The 20,878-nt window shown below is 68.5% G+C and carries 16 protein-coding genes; 10 read left to right on the forward strand and 6 right to left on the reverse strand.

The window, feature by feature from the left end; all coding sequences use genetic code 11:
• Positions 1-3: 3 nt before the first annotated feature.
• The 3 genes from EDF58_RS07205 to EDF58_RS07215 form a co-directional block, all read right to left on the reverse strand.
• On the reverse strand, positions 4-609 hold the full coding sequence (locus tag EDF58_RS07205) for a polysaccharide biosynthesis/export family protein (RefSeq protein ID WP_132263836.1): 606 nt from the start codon (positions 607-609) through the stop codon (positions 4-6).
• 408 nt (positions 610-1,017) lie between these two features.
• Positions 1,018-2,274, reverse strand: a complete 1,257-nt coding sequence (locus EDF58_RS07210) for a glycosyltransferase family 4 protein (protein WP_243654106.1) — start codon at positions 2,272-2,274, stop codon at positions 1,018-1,020.
• Complete coding sequence (locus EDF58_RS07215) at positions 2,271-3,671, reverse strand: pectate lyase (RefSeq protein WP_165921340.1); 1,401 nt, start codon at positions 3,669-3,671, stop codon at positions 2,271-2,273. Before EDF58_RS07215 ends, EDF58_RS07210 begins: the two co-directional genes overlap by 4 nt.
• Positions 3,672-3,886: 215 nt before the next feature.
• Between EDF58_RS07215 and EDF58_RS07220 the strand changes: the two genes are divergently transcribed.
• From EDF58_RS07220 to EDF58_RS07240, 5 genes are all read left to right on the forward strand, one after another.
• Positions 3,887-5,284, forward strand: a complete 1,398-nt coding sequence (locus EDF58_RS07220; protein ID WP_132263839.1) for a hypothetical protein — start codon at positions 3,887-3,889, stop codon at positions 5,282-5,284.
• On the forward strand, positions 5,281-6,723 hold the full coding sequence (locus tag EDF58_RS07225; RefSeq protein WP_132263841.1) for a lipopolysaccharide biosynthesis protein: 1,443 nt from the start codon (positions 5,281-5,283) through the stop codon (positions 6,721-6,723). The genes EDF58_RS07220 and EDF58_RS07225 overlap by 4 nt, the downstream gene beginning before the upstream one ends.
• Positions 6,720-7,907, forward strand: coding sequence for a glycosyltransferase (locus EDF58_RS07230; RefSeq protein ID WP_165921341.1), 1,188 nt, complete (start codon positions 6,720-6,722; stop codon positions 7,905-7,907). The genes EDF58_RS07225 and EDF58_RS07230 overlap by 4 nt, the downstream gene beginning before the upstream one ends.
• A gap of 180 nt (positions 7,908-8,087) precedes the next feature.
• The gene (locus EDF58_RS07235) at positions 8,088-10,457 is read left to right on the forward strand and encodes a polysaccharide biosynthesis tyrosine autokinase (protein WP_132263845.1); all 2,370 of its coding nucleotides are present in this window, start codon (positions 8,088-8,090) and stop codon (positions 10,455-10,457) included.
• 14 nt (positions 10,458-10,471) lie between these two features.
• Positions 10,472-11,041, forward strand: a complete 570-nt coding sequence (locus tag EDF58_RS07240) for a sugar transferase (RefSeq protein WP_243654107.1) — start codon at positions 10,472-10,474, stop codon at positions 11,039-11,041.
• 79 nt (positions 11,042-11,120) lie between these two features.
• Here the strand turns inward: EDF58_RS07240 and EDF58_RS07245 are convergent, their stop codons facing one another.
• The 3 genes from EDF58_RS07245 to EDF58_RS07255 are packed head-to-tail and all read right to left on the reverse strand — an operon-like array spanning position 11,121 to position 14,005.
• Positions 11,121-11,786, reverse strand: a complete 666-nt coding sequence (locus tag EDF58_RS07245) for an HAD family hydrolase (protein ID WP_132263848.1) — start codon at positions 11,784-11,786, stop codon at positions 11,121-11,123.
• Complete coding sequence (locus tag EDF58_RS07250) at positions 11,779-12,822, reverse strand: ATP-grasp domain-containing protein (RefSeq protein WP_132263850.1); 1,044 nt, start codon at positions 12,820-12,822, stop codon at positions 11,779-11,781. Before EDF58_RS07250 ends, EDF58_RS07245 begins: the two co-directional genes overlap by 8 nt.
• Before the next feature lie 28 nt (positions 12,823-12,850).
• On the reverse strand, positions 12,851-14,005 hold the full coding sequence (locus EDF58_RS07255; RefSeq protein WP_165921342.1) for a glycosyltransferase family 4 protein: 1,155 nt from the start codon (positions 14,003-14,005) through the stop codon (positions 12,851-12,853).
• A gap of 364 nt (positions 14,006-14,369) precedes the next feature.
• Between EDF58_RS07255 and EDF58_RS07260 the strand changes: the two genes are divergently transcribed.
• From EDF58_RS07260 to EDF58_RS07280, 5 genes are all read left to right on the forward strand, one after another.
• A complete protein-coding gene (locus EDF58_RS07260) occupies positions 14,370-16,139 on the forward strand; it encodes a hypothetical protein (protein ID WP_134095316.1) in 1,770 nt (589 codons plus the stop codon).
• Positions 16,140-16,361: 222 nt separating this feature from the next.
• Entirely contained in the window at positions 16,362-17,198 is an 837-nt protein-coding gene (gene rfbF, locus EDF58_RS07265; RefSeq protein WP_132263855.1) for a glucose-1-phosphate cytidylyltransferase, read from the forward strand.
• Positions 17,191-18,348 carry a CDP-glucose 4,6-dehydratase gene (gene rfbG / locus EDF58_RS07270; protein ID WP_207912832.1) on the forward strand — a complete coding sequence of 386 codons (1,158 nt, stop codon included), beginning with the start codon at positions 17,191-17,193 and terminating at the stop codon, positions 18,346-18,348. Before rfbF ends, rfbG begins: the two co-directional genes overlap by 8 nt.
• Positions 18,339-19,559: an aminotransferase class I/II-fold pyridoxal phosphate-dependent enzyme gene (locus tag EDF58_RS07275; protein WP_132263856.1), complete on the forward strand. Its 1,221-nt coding sequence runs from the start codon at positions 18,339-18,341 to the stop codon at positions 19,557-19,559. The genes rfbG and EDF58_RS07275 overlap by 10 nt, the downstream gene beginning before the upstream one ends.
• Entirely contained in the window at positions 19,552-20,823 is a 1,272-nt protein-coding gene (locus EDF58_RS07280) for a class I SAM-dependent methyltransferase (protein ID WP_243654109.1), read from the forward strand. The genes EDF58_RS07275 and EDF58_RS07280 overlap by 8 nt, the downstream gene beginning before the upstream one ends.
• Positions 20,824-20,878: the final 55 nt, after the last annotated feature.

Below are 20,878 nucleotides of genomic sequence, written 5' to 3' on the forward strand. Positions count from 1 at the left end.
GCCTCAGAACCACCGCTCGTAGACGCGGATCCGGTCGCCGGGCTGGATGGTCGCCATCTCGTCGGCGCTGGCGGTGACGTCCTTGCCGCTGACCACGCGGGTCACGGCGACCTTGCCGGTCTGCGCGCGGTAGGTATAGCCCCCCGCGGCCGAGATCGCCGCGAGCACCGTCATCCCCTGGCGATATTCGAACTGGCCGGGCTTGTTCACCTCTCCCACCACGTAGAACGGGCGGAGTTCGACCGGGCCGACGTTGACCACCGGATCGCCGGTCATGATGCCCTGGCGCAGCAGCGACGCGGCGATGCCCTGCTCGATCTCGCGATAGGTCAGGCCGGCGACGTCCACCTGCTTGATGTAGGGCAGCGAGATCGCGCCGCTGTCCTCGACGATGTAGTCGCCGTTGGCGCTTTGCAGGTCCTGCACCACGATGTGGAGCTTGTCGCCCGCACCCACCTTGTAGGCTCCCGCCGGGGTGGATGCGAGCGTGGGCAACGATGCGGTGGGCGACGAACATCCGCCAAGCATCGAAGTGGAAATGAGCGAAACGGCCAGTGGGACCGCCAGAAGCGGCCGGAACCGGAACAGGCTTGCGAGACCATGTGACATTGGGTTGCCCTCCCTTGCAGAAATTGAGGCCCTTGCGAAATCGAGCCCGGCCCGCCCCCCGCGCGGCCCCTCGAAGCAGCGCGGCCCCAGCGAAACCGTCGTCCGACACGTTGACGCAAAGATCGGCGGAATGCCTTGGTTATTAAGGGTTATCCGGGGGAATACTCGGGCGATGAGAGCTAATCCTCGTGGGGGGAGGATGGGTTTCCTGTCCGATATCGCCAGGCAAAAACGGGGGGAGGATTTGGTTGGAGCGCCTTCGACGGATGTCGAAGGCTTGCGGCACCAGCCCGCAAGCTCGTCACGGACGTGACGAGCGCACCAAACAAAAACTCATCCCGGCACCGCGACCACATCGCGAAAAACGACGAGCGCACCGCCAGACCAGCCCGGTCCGGCGCGGGCGCCCTACCCTCGCGCCAGTTCCTCATAAGCGGCGGTGACCTGGCGGACGTGGTTTTCGCGCGAGAAGCGGCGGCGGGCTTCGCCTCGGGCGCGGATGCGGATGGCGTCGAGGCGTTCGGGGTCGGCGAGCAGGCCCGCGGCGGCGCGGGCCATGGCCTCGGCATCGTCGAGCGGGCAGAGCACGCCGCAGCCGCCCTCCAGCGCTTCCGGATTGCCGCCCGAATCGGTGGCCACCACCGGCGTGCCGACCAGCATGGCCTCCACCAGGGTCCGTCCCAGGGGCTCGCGCGCGGCGGGAACCAGCAGGAGGTCGCAGCCGGCCAGCCATTCGTGGCCGGGCGTGCGGAAGCCCATCATGTGGACGGCGGCATTGCCCGAGACCCGCGCGATCCGCTCCGGCAGGGCGTCGCCCACTTCGGTATTGCGGGGATCGCCGAACATCAGGCCGACCACCGGCTTGTCCAGCAAGGCCCCGAGCCGCTCCACCGCATCGACGAATTCGAGCGGCCGCTTGCGCTGTACGAAGTTGCCGAACCAGCCGCAGAGCACGGCGTCCGGGGCGCAGCCGAGTTCCTCCACGAGGGTACGGCGCATGGCGGCCCAGTCGGCCGTGACGCTGGTGTCGAAGGGGCTGTAGACCACTTGCGCGGCCCGCGCCGCCCCGCGGCTGCCCTGCGGGAGCGAAAAGCGCGACACCGTGAAGATGCGGTGCGCCAGAAACGGCGCCACATAGCGCAGGCCGCGCGCGTCGGGATCGCCGCGGTGGTGCCAGATCAGCCGGACGCCTGCCAGCCGTGCCGCCAGTGCCCAGCTCGCATGGCTGCGCCCGTCGTTGCTGTGCACGACATCGATGGCATTCTCGCGCAGGAACCGCACCCGGCGCGGCACGCCGGCCATCGCGCGCAGAACCTTGCCGAAGCCGAAGCGCGCGCCGGGAACGAAGGAGCGGCGCGGCCGGGCCGGGTCGGGCACCTGGGCAAAAGCGGAGAAGAACTGCGCGATCGTGCCGCCCGGCACTTCTGGCACGACCAGAAGGCGATAGTCGGCGGGATCGAGCTGCTCCATCAGCCCGCGTGCGGAAACGTGGCTGCCGCCCAGCTCGTCCCCGGCGAAGGGATAGCAGATCCGCAGCGGCGCGGACCCGGCGGCCACGCGGGCGGTCCCGCCTTCGATCCTGTCCAGCTCGGCCCTCTCGAATTCGGCGCTTTCGAATTCGGCCCTCTCGAACTTGGCCCCAAGCGGCCCTGCCAGACTGTTCAAAGACCGAACCCTTTCTCTCGGTAGCTCAGGAATTCCTCGATATTCTCGATGCCGTTGCCGTTCTTGTCGCCCCAGGCGTCGTTGCGCGTGGGGTCCAGGCCATTGGCGCGTTCCCAGGCATCGTCCATGCCGTCCTTGTCGTCATCGACATAAGGCGTGCCCGATGCCTGGGCCGGCAGTGCCGGAACCGGTTCGCCGATGCGGCCGGTGCGGTTCTTGACGTCGGCCACCACTTCCTTGTCGAGGGCATCGCGCGGGAAGGCCCCGGCACGGGCGAGGACAGAGGTATAGGCGGCCGCGGCGGCCATCGGCTGGACGGTCAACGGGCACGGCGCCTGCTGGATCTGGGCCGGCACCACTTCGGGGCTGACATGCTTGAAATTGCCGTCGAAGGCATTGTCCCAGAGGTAGATCGAGGCCGTGCCGGTCGATCCCTGGGTCTCGCGGGCGACGCCGCGGCTCTGGGCATTGGTATTGGTGCCGGCGATGAAGCTGTTGCCCACGATCGAGACCGGGCTGCCGCCGTAGCTTTCCCAGACTTCCGCGAATTCCGACATGGCGTTGTAGAGCACGTTGTTGATCACTTCCACGCAGGATCCCTTGGGGAAGTTGATGTCCGGATTGCGGTCTCCGTTATGGGCGCAAAGGTTGCCGATGAAGCTCAGCTTCTGCTTGTCCACCGGATCGCTGGCGAGCAGCGCGCACTTGTCGTGCTTGGGCACGCCCCAGGCGAAGATCGAATTGCTGATGGTGATCTCGTCGTTGTCGTCATAGCCGTTGATCAGCTCGTCGCGCGCCCAGGAGGCGCTGACATGGTCGATCACCACGCGGCTGCTCTTTTCTATGGTGATGCTGTCCTCGGCCTCGCGGTTGCCGCCCACGCGGTCGTTGCGCACGCGGATGCCGCGCACCACGACGTCATGGGTGTTCTTGATGACCAGCGGGGTCAGCCCGTTCTTGCCGCCCGAATGGGCCAGGGTGATGCCGCCGCCCGGCGCGGTCTGCCCGGCGATGGTCAGGTAGGGCGTCATGATCCACGGCGGGCGCTGGGTGAAGCGGATCACGCCGCTGACCCGGAACACGCAGACGCGCGGGCCGCTGGCGGTAACGCAGGCGCGGTAGGATCCGGTGCCGGAATCGGCCAGGGTGGTGACATAGATGATCCGCCCGCCCCGTCCGCCGACGCTGGTGGCGCCGTAGCCGATCGCGGCGGGGAAGGACTTCTTGCCCGTGGGAATGCGAACCACCGGCGCTGCGGCCATGACGCGCTCGCTGACCGTGCCGGCCAGGCCCAGCACCAGGGCCAGCACCGCCAGACCCATCGCCGCCAGCACTATCAGCGCGCGCAAACGGGTCGTTCGGGAACGCGCTGTCTTGGAAAGCTTTGCCGCAACCATGCCGATTCTCCAGCCGAGGACCGGGCCAAGCATCGGAAATGGGCCCGGGAAACATGCGCGCGGCGAAACGTGATCCTTCGGCCGAACGCGCACAAGTTACCAATTGGACTTAGCGCGGCCCGCGCCCTCCCCCTTTTGCGCTAACATCTATGCGCTTGCCTATTGCCCGGACTGGCCTTTGCCTTGGGCCGATCCCCTGCCCATGATCCCGGGCCATGGCCGCTATCCTAACCCAGCTTCCCGACGACGGGGTGCAGCAACCGGCGATCCTGCGGGGCCCGTTCCGGATGGCGGGGGGCTATCGGCCTGCCCGCGCACCGGAATCCCCTTACGACCGCGTCATCGGCTTCCTGCTTCCGGCGGCCGCCTTCTTCCTCAGCTGGTGGCAGGTAGGGCGCATTCCCGCCTTCAACCTGACCATGTCGGACATGATCCTGATCGTCTGCACATTGCTGATGCTCGTCTCGCGCGGGCTGAACGCGCGGATGATGGGGCGCATGTCGGTGCTGTGGGTGGGCGGGATCGTCATGCTGCTGGGCGGCATGCTGGTGGGCTCGACCGTCCACGGCGATTTCACGCGCTGGCCGGTGGTGGCCGGGCAATATGCTTTCGCCCTGGTGCTGATCCCGATGGTCCTGGCCAATTGCTCGCTGACGGCGCTGCGCCGCAGCGGCCTGGCCTATGTCTGGGGCGTGGCGGTATCGCAGGCGGTGGGCGTCGCCCTGGTGAACCTGTTCAGCCGCGACATGATCAACCAGTACGTGAACAAGTACGTGGTCACCGGCAATGGCCGGCTGGGCGCCTTCACCGGCGAGCCCAATTCGAACGGCGCGGTCTGCGTCTTCGCCCTGATCTTCCTGCTCCATGCGGTGATCGAGAAGCGCCTGCGGCCGGTGATCGCCGTGCCGCTGGCGCTCGTGATCGTCGCGGGCCTGGTCTATTCCGCCAGCTTCACCGCCTTCACCGCCACCATCCTGGCGATCGGCTTCATCCTGGCGCTCTCGCGCATGCGCACGGTCGTCACCATCGCGCTGCCGGTGGCCCTGGCGGTGGGCGCCTACGTCGGCCTGGGCGGACCGGTTCCGGCCGTGTTCGAACAGCGGGTGGGCGACGCGGTCGTCTCCGGCGATCCGACCAAGGCCGGCACGTTCGTCGGCCGCTCGGTGCTGATCCAGGAGGCCTGGCAGATGTCGGGCGACAACCTGCTGATCGGCCTGGGCAGCGACGGATACCGCAAGGCCAGCGTCTACGGCATGCCGGTGCACCAGCTCTATCTCCTGGTGCTCAACGAAGGCGGGCTGGTCTCCTTCATCGGGCTCAGCGTGATGTTCGCCGCCATGTTCGTGCAGGGCCTCTTCATCGCCGGGCGAAGTCGCACCGACGGGGTCTGCGCGCTCGCGATCCTGGGGGTCTTCTTCATGTACGCGATGTCGCTGCCGCACATGTTCGCGCGGATGTGGAACGGGCCGGTGATGCTGATGTTCGCGCTGTCCACGGCCGGAGCCGGAGTCGCCGCCCTCACCGCCACGCGGCGCCCGCAGTGGTACAATCAGGCCGGCCACCGGGATGCAGAACCGGCGGCTGACACAGAACGGACTTCGGAAGCAGGATGACTCCCATCGACAGCGCCAGCAAGGCCTCGTTCCTTCCGCGCCTGCTTTCCCGTTGGCGCGGCAGCGAGATGCTGAAGCCCCATCTGGTCAGCATCGGCCATTTGCTCTCGGGCAATTTCGGCGGCGTGATGATCATGATGGCGAGCCTCGCCATCGCCACCCGCGCGCTTGGACAGGAGCAGTTCGGCATTCTCGCCGTGGTCCTGTCGATCGGGCGCGTCTGCGAACGCCTGATCCGCTTCGAATCCTGGCAGCCGCTGGTGCGCTTCGTGGCCGTGGAGGAGGAGAACGGAGACGTCTCGCGGATGTCCTCGCTCTATGCCTACGGGCTGTTCCTCGATGTCGGCAGCGCTCTGGTGGCCGCGGTCCTGAGCGTGATCGTGGCATGGACGGCCGGCGGGCTGATCGGCATCGGCCATGACAACGTGCACCTCGTGGCGATCTACGCCTGCGCCATCGCCTGCAACCCGCGCGGCATGGCCAGCGCGGCGCTGCGCCTGGCGGGCAGGTTCCGGGTGCTGGCCTATGTGCAGCTTGCCTCCTTCGTGGCCCGCTTCGCCCTCTCGGCGCTGCTTTACGGACTGGGCGGCGGACTGATCTGGTTCGTGCTGGTCTGGACGGTGAGCCAGATCTTCGACTCGGCCCTGTTCAACTACCTCGGCTTCCGCGCCCTGGCGGAGACCGGCATCCCCAGCCCGCTCAAGGCCGACTGGCGTGACCTGCCCGGTCGCTTCCCCGGCTTCATGCGCTTCGCCATATCGACCAACCTGTCCTCCACCCTGCGCACCATGACGCATGAGATGGACACGCTGCTGGTCAGCACTTTCGCGGGCGCCAGCGCGGCGGGGCTCTATTACCTCTCCCGCCGCATCGCCAAAGTGGCGCAGACCGCCGGGGACATGATCCAGACGGTGATCTACCCCGACCTCGCCCGGCTGTGGCGCAAGGTCGGCCCGGCGGCGATGGGGCAGCTGGTCTCGGTGCTCCAGGCCTCGCTGGCGGCCATCGCGCTGACGGCGGTGGGCGCCTGCTGGCTGATGGGGCGCCAGGCGATCGAGATCGTGTTCGGGCCGGGCTTCGCGGACAGCTACCAGCTCCTGCTGGTGCAGCTCTTCGCGGTGCTGCTGACGCTCCATGCGACTCCGGCCCGCGCGGCGCTGCTGGCGATGAACCGGCCGACCTACGTGCTGGCCGCCAGCTTCACCTCCACCGCCTCGTTCTTCGCCGTCGCCTTCGTGCTGATCCCCCGCTACGGCGCGCTGGGCGCCAACTACGCGCATATCGCCTTCGGCGTGGTCACGGTGATCCTGCTCGACATCGCGTTCTGGCGCGGCCTCCGCAGCGCCGATCACAACCCGCGCGAAACGGGGCCGGAAGCGGCGCCCAAGGGCCCTGCGGCATCGCCCAAGGCCGCCTTCGCCCTGGAGTCCGAGGCGTGACGGCCCACGCCCCCGCCGGAGACTTCGCCCGCGACGGCGAATTCCCGGGCGGCGACGGGGCGCCGAGGCCGCTGCGGGTCAGTTCGGTCATCACCAGCCTGACCTCCGGCGGGGCCGAGATCCTCGTCACCAACCTCAACGGCGCTTTCGCCGCACGGGGCGCGGCCGGCACCGTCGTCGCCTTCTGCGACGCCCCCACGCTCGGCAATTCGCCCGAGATGGAGGCCGAACTCGCCGGACAGATCGCCGAGAGCGGCTGCCGTTTCGAATCGATGCAGCTCACCCGCCGACGGGGCCTGCTGCGCGGCGCGCTCGCGCTGCGCCGCCACCTGGCCGCCGCCCGGCCGGACGTCGTCCACGTCCATACCGTGCGCGCGGTGGCCATGATGGCCTTCACCGGGTTCGCCGGCCCGGTGGTCTTCACTTACCACAACAGCCGCCTGAGCTTCCCGCCCGGCCTGTTCGCCGCGGTCGACCGGGTGGTGCATCACTATGTCGCGATCAGCAACGACACCGCGGCCATGTACCGCCGGCTGTCCCGGCGGCCCTATACCCTGATCCAGAACGCGCCCTCGGCCCGCTACAAGGCCAAGGCCCCGCGCGTGGCCGCGCGGCGGCCCGGCAATGTCCTGAGCGTGGGCGCCGTGTCCGACCAGAAGAACTATCCCCTGCTCATCGAGACCGCCCGCATCCTGCGCGACCGCGCCACCGAGGCGATGCCGCCGCCGGTCCTGCGCGTGGCGGGCGGCGGCGAGGGGCTGGAGGACCTGCGCGCGCAAGTGCGGACGCTGGGCCTGGAAGGGGTGGTCGAATTCCTCGGGGAGCGGCGCGACGTGCCGGACCTCATCGCCCGCAGCGACTTGTTCCTCAATACCTCGCACTACGAGGGTTTCTCGGTCGCCATCCTGGAGGCCATGGCCATGGCGATGCCCGTCGTCGCCACCGACGTTGCCGGCAACCGCGGGCTCGTGCGTCCCGCGCAGAACGGACTGCTCTGCGCGCCGGACAAACCCCAGGCCCTGGCGGCGGCTATCATGCGGCTGATGCAGGACAATTCGCTTTACCGGCAGTTTTCCGCGGGCGCGCTGGCCACGAGCCGCGAATATACCATCGAGAATGCCGCCGCCCGGCACCTCGAACTCTACGCGTCGCTGCTGCGGCTGCGCGCTCCCCAAAAGGACTAGTCTCTATTAGGGCGCGCCCGTCCCGGATGCCCTTTTTGCGCGTCCCGGCTTTGATCGCATAGTCCAGACTGAAGATCGCCCCGCGTGGGCGGTCCCGCACCAGGCCCGTCCCGAGGGGGGGCGGCAGGTATTACAGGGCCGCCCTGTGGCGGCGAACTTCACCTCGCTGGAGGGGCACACATGTCAACTGCAATCGCGCCAAGCCCGATCGGCGGCGCGCCGGCGCATTATCGCGGACCGGCGCTGTCGCGGGATGCTTCATCACCATCCGAACAACAAGTCGGGCCACGCGACCTTCTTCGCGTCATCTACCGTCACCGAACGATGATGGCGCTGGTCGTGGGGGTCATCACCCTGGGTGTGCTGGTGCAGCAGTTGCTCTCCCCCACCCAGTACCGGGCCTCCTCGACCGTGCAGGTCGAGCTGATCGACGAGGTCGGCACCAACCAGGCGGACGTGAACTCCCGCAATGCCGAGCGCGTGGCCAATGCCGTGCGCCTGCATCGCTCGCGCTCCGCGGCCGAGCAGGTCGTCAACGACCTTCACCTCACCCGCGACAACGACTTCCTCAAGGAACTCGGCAAGGTTCCGGCCGACCGCCGGGCGCTGCAGCAGGCGGCGACCAACAAGGTCCTGTCGATGGTGACGATCAATTCCGAGGCCGGTTCCGACCTTGTCGAGATCGCCGTCACCGCCCGTTCGCCGGTCGTCGCCGCCGAAATCGCCAACCAGATCCCGATCTCGGTCCGCTCGCTGCGCACGATGAAGACCAACGAGCGCCGCTCCGAGCTGCTGGCCTCGCTGGAGCAGGAACAGCAGTCGCGCGCCACCGAAGCCGAGGAGACCGCCCAGCGCGTCGCCGACTTCCGCGGCCAGCACCAGATGCTGACCGGCGCCGGCGGTGAAGAGGACCTGGCCCAGATCAACCGCATCGCCGTGCAGAGCGCATCGGCCATGGCCGCGCGTGACGCTGCCGCCGCCCGCAGCGCCGGCATCGCCCGCGCCAGCCGGATGCAGAGCACCGCGCTCGCCAGTTCCGGCGTGCTCGACCAGCTCGAACGCACCCGCGGCGAACTCATCGCCGAAACCTCGAAGCTCTCCACCAGCCTCGGGCCGAACCACCCCGACGTGAAGCGCCTGAATTCCCAGCTTGCCACCGTCAACGAGGGCATCACCAAGGAACAGGCCCGCGTCCAGGGCGCCGCCCAGGCCGACGCTTCGGCCAAGGCCTCGCAGATGACCGAGATCGCCCGCAGCGAAGCCGCCGGCGACAGCGCCCAGGCCAACCGCCTGGAAGGCATCGTCGCCGGGCTCAGCTCGACCGCCTATCGCAACACCGCCAATGCCGTGCAGCTCGACAAGCTGGTGCGCGAATCGACCTTGGCCGACGATGCCTACAAGGCCATCGCCGGCCGCGTGGAGCAGGTTCGCGCGCAGATGCAGATGGAGGGCGTGTCCTCCTCGGTCGTCTCGCCCGCCGTGCCGGACTACGACCCGGTCGCCCCGGCGCCGGTCAAGATGGCCATCACCGCCCTGCTGGGATCGAGCGTCCTGGCCTTCCTGATCGCCTTCGCCCGCGACTTCCTGGACGACCGCCTGCGCACCACCGCGCAGATCCGCCGCCTCTTCGGGCTGCCGACCCTGGGCATGCTGCCGCTGCTGAACAACAGCCTGTCGGAAGACCCCAAGGACAGCCCGGTCATCAAGGAGCCGCAATCGCTCTTCGCCGAAGTCGCCCGCTCGACTTATACCGAAGTGCGGGCACTGGACCGGCGGCCCGCCGCCGCGCGCGGGAATTCGCAAGTGGTGCTGGTCACCTCGCCGCTGCCCGGCGACGGCAAGTCCACCGTCTCGCTGACGCTCGCCGCCGCCGGCATCGCCATGGGCGACCGCACGGTGATCCTCGACCTCGACTTGCGCAAGCGCGGCGCGCTCCAGCGCCTCCAGAACGAGATGCACATGCCCGACCTCGTGGACATCGTCTGCGGCCGGGCCGATCTCGACAGCCTGGTGGGCCCGCGCTCGGCCCATCCCTATGACGGTTCGCCCAATGCCGGCACGATCGTCACCGGGCCCGACGGCAGCCAGATCATCGAGCCGGAAGGCGCGAACCAGATCGTGCTGCTCAGCGCCAAGGATCCGGTGGCCGAACCCGCGCTGCTGCTCTCGTCCAATCGCCTGAAGACCCTGCTCGAACAGCTGCGGGAGCGCTTCGAACTGGTCATCATCAACGCCCCGGCAGCCCTTGCCGTGCGCGATGCCCGGGCCATGTGCCACTTCGCGGACCAGACCGTGCTGGTCGCCCGCTGGGGCCACACCACCGGGGACCAGATGCGCGCCGCCCTGGAAATGCTGGACGACAGCGTCAGCGGCGTGATCTTCGACCAGGTCGACTACGTCGAGCACGCCCGTCGCCGCTATGGCGACTCGGTCCAGTACTACGCAGACTCGGCCAGCTACTACTCGTCGCCGGTCCCGGCCCGCGACGAATGGGCCGCCAAGATCCGTCGCTTGTTCCGGGGCCACTCCTGGCGCCCCGTGGAAGCGTGAGCAGGAGCGCGCGAGTGGCCTTCGCTTCCCTTCGATTGCTCGCCTCGCTGCTCCTGCTCACCCTTCTGCCGCTGCTCCTGCTGTTGGGGCTCGGCGTCCTGCTCTCGATGGGTCGCCCGGTGCTGTTCCGACAGCGCCGGGCGGGCCGCGAGGGGCGGGATTTCACCCTGCTCAAGCTGCGCTCCATGCGCGAGGCGACGGGGCCGGATGGGCAGCCGCTGCCGGACGAAGCCCGCGTCACCGCCTTCGGCCGCTTCCTGCGCCGCAGCCGGCTGGACGAACTGCCGGGCCTGTGGAACGTCGCTGCCGGGGACATGACTTTCGTCGGCCCGCGCCCGCTGCTGCCCGAGACCATCGCCGGTCTCGGACCACGCGGCGCGGCGCGGGGTCGGGTCCGGCCGGGGCTGACCGGCTGGTCGCAAGTCAACGGCAATACCCTGCTCTCGCTCGACGAGAAGATCGCGCTGGACTTGTGGTACGTGGACAATGCCTCGCCGCTGCTGGACTTGCGGATCGTGGCGCTGACCCTCTGGGTCATGGTCGGCGGCGAACGCCGTTCGCAGGCGGTGGTTCTCGCGGATTGAGGGAGCGCGCGGCGCCGCGGGCGCCTGCTCTTCCTGCGCGTGACTCTTCTGAAAACCCGGAACCAGATCAGGCGCCCGATCAGGCCAGCCTCAGTTCGTCCAGCGAAACCACCACATGGTGCGCCGCATGGCCGGGCGTCGGCGCGGTGCAGGCGTGGATGCGCCGCTCGCGCAGGATCTGCACGGTCGTCCACCCTCGGGCGCGGGGCGTCACGAAGTCCTTGGCGGCATTGTCGGCAATATAGACGTGGTCCGCCGCAGGACGGCCGGACCATTGCTCGACCATCTCGTACGCCATGGCATGGGGCTTGCCGCAGCCTTCGGGCAGCAGGCCGGTGAGGATCACTTTGCCGATCCGGTCGTGGAGGCCCAGCGCCGCCACTTTGTTGCCCTGGGTCTGCGCCGGGCCGTCCGTGATGATCGCGCTGGCCCGCGCGCCAAGCCGGTCGAGCAGGCGTCCGGCGTCTTCGGCCAGCGCGATCTCGGGCGCGTGGCCACGGTAGAGCGCCACCAGCGGCGCGACCTCGATCGCGGCAAGCCCCATGGCCGCCAGCGCCGCGTCGAACACGGTGCCGCGGTGCCCTTCGTCCAGCAGCCGCGCGCAGTGCTCGGCATAGCCGGTCAGGCCGTGGCTCTCCTCCAGGTGGCGCCCCACGGCCGCAAAGCCGCTGCGTGCGAAGTCCCGTTCGAGATAGAGCGTGTCGTCGAGATCCAGCACCACGACCGGATGCGGGATATCAACCACGGAACACGGCGCTGTCGTAGCGCACCATGGTCACGCCCTCGCGCCAGTGCTCGCTGGCGCATTCGGGCAGACCGGAGACGCGGGCGAGCAGGCTTTCGGCAAAGCGGCCCCCGGCCTGGTCGGCCAGGGGATAGCCGCCGCCGAAGCGGGCGTTGATCTCGAAGACGCGGGGACCGCGATCGGGATCGTCGATGAGCTGGAAGCAGAGCACGCCCTCGGCGCCCGGCCTGCTCGGAGCCGGGGCAGCGAGATCTCCGGCGTTCGGGCCACGCGCATTCAGGCCACGCGCATTGAGGGCAGCGGCGATGTCTGCGGCGATGGCGATCATGCGCGGATCGCGCACGGTGCGCCCCTTCTCCACTTCGCCGGCCCGGGTCGAGATGCGCAAGTGCGGGATCGCCGATCGCATCCGCCCGCGCGCATCGAGGTACATGTTGATCGTGTATTCCGGGCCGCGCAGCAGTTCCTGCACCAGCATCGGCTCGGGATAGTCCGCGCGGATGTCGGCCGCCGCGTGCAGCACGCCGATGCCGCGGCTGGCACTGCCGCCCACGGGCTTGGCGAAAAGCGGGAAGGCCCAGCCCGAGGGATCGGCGCGCACATCCTCGATCCGCGCGGTGCGCGGCACGGGCACGCCCGCCTCTGCCAGCACGGCGATCGTGCGTTCCTTGTCGCGCACGACGTCGATCACTTCGGGCGCGCTGACGTGGACCAGGGTGCCCACTTGCGCGAAGCGGTCCCGCGCCCGCGAGAGCAGGTCCAGCTCGGTATCGATGGTCGGCACCAGCAAGGCGATCTTCTCGCGCGCGCAGTGCTCCAGCAGGCGTTCGACATAGTCGGGCGCCGTGCAGCGCGGCACCGCGAAGGCCACTTCCGCCTCCAGGCAGGCGGCGCTCAGTTCGGGCTGCAGGTCGCAGGCGTGGACTTCCGCGCGCAGGCCCAGTTTCTCGGCCGCGCGGCGGAAGCACCGCGTCAGTTCCACCCGGCGCCCGGCCGACGTGAAGAGTATCCGTACCACCCTGTTTCCCCCGTTCATGCCTTAGGCCCCATGGCTCCGGCGCCCCTCAACCTTCCGCCCCGGCCCTGCGCCCGGCCGGACCGGACACCGTGACCGACCGCGCACCACGATGCCGCGGCGAGACGACTTGCGCCAGGACCTGGTCCCATTGCTGGAGTATCCGCGCCGGTTGGAACCGCGCCATGGCCTCTGCGGCCTCGGCGCCCATGCGGCTGCGCGCCAGGGGATCCGCGATCAGGCCCGCCATCGCCTGCGACAGCGCGGCCGTGTCTTCGCTTGCGACCAGCAGCCCGCTGCGGCCATGCTCCACCATGTCGGCCGGGCCGAAGTCGCAGTCGGCAGCGATCGCGGGCAGTCCCGCGGCCATGGCCTCGCCCAGCACATTGGGAAAGCCTTCGTAGCGGGAGGACAGGACGAAGATCCCGGCCTCCTCCACCCAGGCGCGCGGCCGGGGGCTGAGCCCGCGCAGCAGGACCCGGCCCTCCAGGCCGAGAGCGCTCACTTGCGCCTCCAGCGCGGCGCGTTCCGGGCCTTCGCCCCAGATGTCGAGCCGCCAGTCCGGCCAGAGCGGCGCCACGGCGGCGAAAGCCTGCACCAGCAGGTCGAAACCCTTCTGGTGCGTCAGCCGGCCGACCGCGCAAAGGCGCTTCACCTCGCCCTCGGCCCGCATCACGTCAGGCGCGGGCACCGGGTTGGCGATCGTCACCAGCTTGGCCAGCACGGCGGCGGGAAAACAGCGCCTTACTGCCGCCGTCTGGCAGACGATGGCGTCGGCGCGGCGATAGAGCAGGCGCAGCAGCAGGTTCCACAAGGGATGCGTGCCCTGCCGCTCGGGATTGTTGCGCTCGGCACAGACGAGGCGCGTGGGCGTGCCGAGCGTGGCCAGCGCGGCGATCAGGTTGTTCTTGGTCAGGAACGAGACGAACACTTGCGGCTGCCGCGCCTGCAACACCCGCCGCAGCGCCGCGACCCGCCCCGCCATGCCGGCAAAGCCGCTGCCCCCGCCGAGCCGGTGCAGCGTGACCGGCTGCGGCAGGCGGTGGAACACGGGATCCTCCGGCCTGTCGAAGGCGATCACGTCCACCGTATGTCCCGCCGCGCACCAATGGTGCGCGAGCTGGGCGATCACCTGCTCCGCCCCGCCGGCGCCAAGGCCGGAGGCGAGGATCGCGATGCGCATCGTGCTGGTTGGAAGTACCAAGGCCCCCTCTTCCGCCTGCGTGAAAACCTGCCTGCGTGAAAACCGCTTCGTCAATTGCCCCAGAACCTAGCGAAAGCCTGCCGCGCAGGCAGGCGTTCATGCGGTCTAACCCTTTATTGGAGCGGGCGATTTGGGAGCAATGCGGGAGGGCGACCCGGCAGGATCGGGACCATGATGGACCGGGCGCCCGCCGAAACATCACGATGAGCCTCCGGCAGGCCCCGGCACCCCCACCCGGCGGTCCGCCGTCATCCTGAGTGGGTACGCCCTAATCGCGCTCACGGTCGCTGGCGGCATCGGCCACACTCCCGTGTCAGGGGTGAGGCCAGGCTGCTGGCGCCGCAGGCAACAGGGGATCCCGATGATGGAACGCGACAGGCCGCAGAACGCGGGGCAAGCCGCGGGGCAGGGTTTGGGCCAGAACGCAGGCCAGAACGTGGGTCAGGCCGCAGGTCAGGGCCGGGACTATGCCGCGCCGCAATCCGCGCCGGACCTCGGCGCCGAACCCGCGGGACTGTCGGCCGCCTTGCCGCAAGGCCTGAGCGACGGCCCGGGCAATACCGCGCGAACCGCCCCCAGCCCGGCCATCGTCGCCGCGCTCGGCCTGCTGGCCGTGCTGTTCCTGGGGCTGGCCGGACGGATCCTGGCCTTCCCGATCGGACGGGACGAGAACCTGTTCATCACCGTCTCCCGCCTCTGGGGCACCGGCGATATCTACCGCGATTTCGGCTATAACCACTTGCCTTACCTGCCCTATATCCTGGGCGGGTTCTACTGGCTGACCGGCACCGGGCACGTCCTGCTGCTGGGCCGCATGCTGATCGTGGCCGCCTGGGCCATGGCGATCGGGGCGCTCTGGCTGATCGCCCGCCGTCAGCGAACCGGCTTTCCGGCCTTCTTCACCGCCGCCATGCTGCTGATGGGCAATGTCCTCCTGATCGGCCCCCCGGGCATGATGGTGAGCAACAACTTCCTGCCCATTCCCTTCGCGCTCATGGCGATCCACTTCCTGCTCTGCGGGCTGGACCGCGAGCGGCCCTCCTGGATGTGCTGCTTCGTGGCGGGCGTGCTGGTCTCGGTGGCGGTGGGGCTCAAGGCCAACTACATCTTCATCGCACCGTTCCTGGCCGTGACCACGCTGCTGGCGCCGCTGGCCCATCCGCTGCGCCAGCGCCTGACCTGCGGCACCGTGCCGCTGGCGCTGGGCGGGCTGACCGGCGGCATCCCCGCGCTGATCGCCATCGCCTCCGACCCCGACGCCTTCTTCGCGCATACGATCCGCTACTTCACCCAGCTCCAGCCGGTCTACTGGATGCACTCCACCGAGCCCAAAGTGATCGGCGTGGCCCAGAAGATCCTGCTGGCGGAAGACATCTGGACCTCGAACGCCACGCTCCTCGCCCTCGTCGGCGCGGTGGCCCTGGTCGCCCTCCCCCTGCGGCGGCGCGGCTGGCGGGACGGGGTCCTGGCGGTCTGGTCCTGGCCGGTGGTGCTGGCCGCGGTGCTGGCGCTGATGGGCGTGGTCGTGGCCTTCGTGCCCAGCCCGTCCTTCCCGCAATATTTCGCGCCGCCGATCCCCTTCCTGATCCTGCTGGTGGTGCTGCTGCGCGCCCGCACGCTCAGCGAAAACCGGCTGGCGGCGGACGCCGTGCTGCTCTCGCTCGCTTTCGTGGCGCTGCTCTGCGCGGGGTCCAGGCTTGGGCCGGGCCTGATCTCCCTCGCCCGGCCGACGTCGTGGGAAGGCGTGAAGATCCACCGCGAGATGCGCGCTCTCGCCCGCAGCGCCGGGGCCTCCTCGGGCGACAGCGTGGCCACGCTCTCTCCGGTGCTGGCGCTGGAGGGCGGCTTCTCGCTGCCGGGCGAGTTCGCCGCCGGCCAGTTCGTCTACCGCGTGGCGGACTACATGCCGCCGCAGGACCGCACTTACTGGACGACAACCTCACCCACCCGGCTGGTGTCCTGGCTCGATGCCAATCACCCCTCGGCCATCCTGATCGGCGGGGAAGAGCCGCTGGAGCAGGCTTTCGCGGACTATGCGCGCAGCCACGGCTACCTGGAATTCGCCAGCCGCCGCAACGGTACCGGCCCGGTGCTCTACCGCCGCCCGCTGGACCCGGACGAGGCTTCGCAGTGATCGCGCGGAAACCCGGCGCAGAAGGCGTGGCCGATCCCTCGGCGGAGCCTACCCGAATGGTTCCTTCGGCCATTTGCAGAGCACGGGTTAACCCTTTGGCACCCCTGCTGGCTAAAGCTGCCTAACCCCGATGAACACTTCTCCGCCGGACCGCTCTGCCCTTAACCTTCCCTCATCGACCGGAGAAATTCTCCAGAAAATTCCGACACCGGAGGTGCGGTTATGAAAGTCGTCCTGCTCGCCGGGGGCCTTGGGTCCCGCCTTGCCGAAGAAACGGTCCGCGTCCCCAAACCCATGGTGGAAGTGGCGGGCCGCCCGATCATGCTTCACGTCATGGATATCTACGACCGCTGGGGCCACAACGACTTCATCGTCGCCTGCGGTTACAAGGCCATGGCGATCAAGAGCTTCTTCCAGGACCTCCACCTCATGTCGAACGACTTCACGGTCGGCATCGGCAATGGCGAGATGGCCCTGCGCCCCACTTCCAAGGTCGACTGGCGCGTTTCGGTGGTGGACACCGGCCTGGCCACGATGACCGGCGGACGCCTGAAGCGCCTGCGCTCCTGGCTCGACGACGAGACCTTCATGGTCACCTATTCGGACGGCGTCGGCAATGTCGACCTGGACGCGCTGCTGGCGTTCCACCGCTCGCACGGCAAGCTCGCCACCGTCACCGCGGTCCAGCCGCCCGCCCGCTTCGGCAACCTGGAGCTGGGTGAGTGCGACGGCAACGGCGGCCAGGTGGTCGAATTCACCGAGAAGGTCGTCAAGTACGAGACCTGGATCAACGGCGGCTTCTTCGTCTTCGAACCGGGCGTGCTGGACTATCTCAGCGGCGACGAGGAACCCCTGGAGCAGGCGCCGCTGACGCGCCTGGCCCATGACGGGCAGCTCATGGCCTACAAGCACAAGGGCTTCTGGCACCCGATGGACACCGTGCGCGACCGCGACACGCTGGACAAGCTGGGTACCTCGGCGATGCCGCCCTGGATGGATTTCGAGAACGGCCAGCCGGTGCTCAGCACCGACCTGCCCGCGAAGTTGCAACATGCCTGAACAAGGCACACTGAATCAGGCGCTTGTTTCGGCATATCGGGGCAAGCGGATTCTGGTGACCGGCCACACCGGCTTCAAGGGTGGCTGGTTATGCCTCTGGCTCAGGCAACTGGGCGCAGAGGTCACCGGGGTCGCCTTGCACCGCCCCCCGCAAGGCCCTGACATGTTTCATTCGGTCGACCTGGGGGGGCTGGTCGACCACCGCATTGCCGACATCCGCGACGCCGCCGCCTTCGATGCGGCCTGTGCGGACCTGCGGCCGGACCTGGTGTTCCACCTCGCCGCGCAGGCGCTGGTGCGCCCGTCCTACGACGATCCGGTCGAGACTTTCGCCACCAACGTCACCGGCACCGCCGTCGTCCTCGACGCGGTGCGGCGCATGCCTTCGGCGCGCGGCGTGGTCGTGGTCACCAGCGACAAGTGCTATGAAAACCGCGAGTGGGAATGGCCCTACCGCGAGACCGACGCGCTGGGCGGGGCGGATCCCTACAGCGCCTCGAAAGGCTGCACCGAGCTGGTCGCCGCGGCGTTCCGGCGGTCGTACTTTTCCAGTCCCGACGGCTGCCAGCTGGCCACCGTGCGTGCGGGCAACGTGATCGGCGGGGGCGACAACTCGCTCGACCGCCTGCTGCCCGACGTCGTGCGCGCCACCATGGCAGGCACCGCCGTGACCATCCGCAACCCGGCCAGCGTGCGCCCCTGGCAGCATGTTCTGGAGCCGCTGGCGGGATACCTGATGCTGGGTGCGCAGCTTCTTGGAGAGGATGCGCCGCGCTTTGCCGAGGCCTGGAACTTTGGCCCCAGCGCCGATGGCTTCATCGACGTCGAGGAAATCGCGCGCCACTTCCAGCGGGCCTGGGGCCCGGGCGTGGCGCAGATCGCCTTCGGGCGCCGTCCCGACGACCCGCACGAGGCGGGGCTGCTCACGCTCGATTCCAGCAAGGCCCATGCCCGGCTCGGCTGGCGCCCGCGCCTCTCGACCGAGGAAGCGGTGACGATGAGCGCCGAATGGTACCGCGCCTACGCGCGCGGCAACGCCGACATGCGCGCCTTCAGCGAGGCGCAGATCGCCCGGTACTCCGATCAGCTCTCCGGCTCGGAAACCGGGATCACTGAAACTCTCCAGGGGGAAACAGCAATATGCGCGTGAATTATGGTCAGACCGTCCACGGCGAGGAAGAAATCGCCGCCGTCCTCGAAGTGCTGCGCACCTCCACCCAGATGGGCCCGAAAGTGCGCGCCATGCAGGAGCAGGTCTCGGCGCTCTTCGCCAAGGACCACGGCATCATGGTCAATTCCGGCTCCTCGGCGAACTACCTCGCGATCGAGCTGCTGAACCTGCCCGAAGGCAGCGAGGTCATCACCCCGGCGCTGACGTTCGCCACCACCGTGGCGCCGATCGTGCGCTCGCGCCTGGTGCCGGCCTTCGTCGACTCGGCGGTCGGCACTTACAACATCGACGTCGAGAAGATCGAGGCGATGATCGGGCCGAACACCAGGGCGATGATGATCCCTTCGCTGATCGGCAACCTGCCCGACTGGGACCGCATCCGCGAGATCGCCGACAAGCACGGCCTGATGGTGGTGGAAGACAGCGCCGACACCCTGGGCGCCACCTTGCGCGGCACCAGCACCGGCACCCGTTCGCACATCTCCACCACCAGCTTCTACGGCTCGCACGTCATCAATGCGGCGGGTAACGGCGGCATGCTCTGCGTTTCGGACGAGGACCTCGCCCGCCGCGCGCTGCTGCTGCGTTCCTGGGGGCGGACCAGCTCGCTCTACGTCGATTCCGAAAGCATCGAGAAGCGTTTCAACGTCGCGCTCGACGGTATCGACTATGACGCCAAGTTCCTGTTCGACGAGCTGGGCTTCAATGTCGAGCCTTCGGAAATGGGCGCCGCCTTCGGCCTCGTCCAGCTCAAGAAGCTGGACAACAACATTGCCGCGCGTGAGCACAACTTCGAGCGGCAGTACCAGTTCTTCAAGCAGTACGAGGACTGGTTCGTCCTGCCCGAACAGCTGCCGGAATCGCGCACGGGCTGGCTCGCCTTCCCGCTGACCATTCGCGAGGACGCGCCCTTCACCCGCACCCAGATGCAGATCTGGCTGGAAGAGCGCGACATCCAGACCCGCCCGGTCTTCACCGGCAACATCCTGCGCCAGCCGGCCATGAAGGACGTGACGCTCAAGGCCCCGCCGGAAGGCTGCCCGGTCGCCGACGCGGTGATGAAGGGCGGCATCCTGCTCGCCTGCCACCACGGCCTGACGGAAGCGCATATCGACTTCATGCACGAGACGTTCGAAGGCTTCGTCCGCTCCCTGACGACAACGTCCTCGCGGGAGGCGGCGAATGCTTGAAATGTCCATTCCCAAGCCGGCCGATGCCGCCGATTCCGCCTCGAAGCTCAGCGAATGCCGCGCGTGCAAGGCGCCTTCGCCCTATCTCTTCCTGCCGCTGGGAGACCATGCCCCCGGCCAGATGCTGATCCGCCCGGAAGACCTGGGCGCGGAGCAGCCGGCCTTCCCGCTCAACACCCAGGTCTGCCTGGAATGCGGGCTGGTGGAGATCGCCGACCAGATCCCGGCCGATTTCTTCCGCCACTACCTCTATGTCCCCTCGGGGGCCGCGCGCATGCACACGCACTTCTCGGACTTCGCCGAAGTGCTGGCCGCGCGCGCGGGTGACGGGCTGATCGTCGACATCGGCAGCAACGACGGCCTGCTCCTGGCCGCCTGCAATGCGCTGGGCTGCCGGACGCTGGGCTTCGACCCGGCCGAGAACATCGCCGCCATGGCCGCCGAGCGCGGGGTCGAGACATATATCGACTACTTCACGCCCGCCTCCGCCGAACTGGTCCGCTCGCAGCGCGGCCCGGCGAAAGTGATCGTCACCACGAACACCTTCAACCACATCGGCGACCTGCACACTTTCATGGCGGCCATCAGCATCCTGCTGGCGGACGACGGCACCTTCGTGATCGAAGTGCCCCGCGCCAAGGAGTACATCGACCACACCGAATTCGACAATATCTACCACGAGCACGTCTCCGAGTTCAGCCTGCTCTCGATCGTCAAGCTCGCCGCCTTCTTCGACCTCGAAGTGACCGACGCGCTCTCGCTGCCCGACATTCACGGCGGCTCGATGCGGGTGTTCCTGAACCGCAAGGCGGCCGGGATCGGCCCCTCGCAGTCGGTCGGCACGATGCTGCGCGACGAACTGGCCGGCGGCATGCTGGTCCAGGAGACCTATGACGCGCTCGCGCTCGAAGTGGAGGATATGGGCCGGGACATCCGCGCCATGCTCGACGAGATGAAGGCCCAGGGCCTGAAGATCGCCGGCTACGGCGCCTCGGCCCGCGGCAACACCCTCATCACCCATTTCGGGATCGACACCGATTACCTCGACTTCCTGGTTGACCGGAATCCGCTGAAGCACGGCCTCTATTCGCCGAACACGCGCATTCCGATCCGCCCGGTCGAGGCGATCGAGGAAGAGAAACCGGACGTGCTCTTCGTGCTCGCCTGGAATTTCTTCGACGAGATCTTCGAGCAGCAGGCCGCCTTCCGCGAACGCGGCGGCCGCTTCCTCGTGCCCCTGCCCGTGCCGAGGATCGTCTGCTGAACCGATCAAGCCGGGCCGGAGCGTAATTTCCGGCCCGGATCTTTTGCGGAAGGCC

The sequence above is a fragment of the Novosphingobium sp. PhB57 genome, assembly GCF_004342985.1.
Taxonomy (GTDB): domain Bacteria; phylum Pseudomonadota; class Alphaproteobacteria; order Sphingomonadales; family Sphingomonadaceae; genus Novosphingobium.

Coding starts and splice junctions, on each gene's coding strand:
- EDF58_RS07250 (WP_132263850.1), bottom strand. CDS start 12,822: ATGAACGGGGGAAACAGGGTGGTACGGATACTCTTCACGTCGGCCGGG.
- EDF58_RS07220 (WP_132263839.1), top strand. CDS start 3,887: ATGGCCGCTATCCTAACCCAGCTTCCCGACGACGGGGTGCAGCAACCG.
- rfbG (WP_207912832.1), top strand. CDS start 17,191: ATGCCTGAACAAGGCACACTGAATCAGGCGCTTGTTTCGGCATATCGG.
- EDF58_RS07205 (WP_132263836.1), bottom strand. CDS start 609: ATGTCACATGGTCTCGCAAGCCTGTTCCGGTTCCGGCCGCTTCTGGCG.
- EDF58_RS07280 (WP_243654109.1), top strand. CDS start 19,552: ATGCTTGAAATGTCCATTCCCAAGCCGGCCGATGCCGCCGATTCCGCC.
- EDF58_RS07235 (WP_132263845.1), top strand. CDS start 8,088: ATGTCAACTGCAATCGCGCCAAGCCCGATCGGCGGCGCGCCGGCGCAT.
- EDF58_RS07215 (WP_165921340.1), bottom strand. CDS start 3,671: ATGGTTGCGGCAAAGCTTTCCAAGACAGCGCGTTCCCGAACGACCCGT.
- EDF58_RS07225 (WP_132263841.1), top strand. CDS start 5,281: ATGACTCCCATCGACAGCGCCAGCAAGGCCTCGTTCCTTCCGCGCCTG.
- rfbF (WP_132263855.1), top strand. CDS start 16,362: ATGAAAGTCGTCCTGCTCGCCGGGGGCCTTGGGTCCCGCCTTGCCGAA.
- EDF58_RS07275 (WP_132263856.1), top strand. CDS start 18,339: ATGCGCGTGAATTATGGTCAGACCGTCCACGGCGAGGAAGAAATCGCC.
- EDF58_RS07260 (WP_134095316.1), top strand. CDS start 14,370: ATGGAACGCGACAGGCCGCAGAACGCGGGGCAAGCCGCGGGGCAGGGT.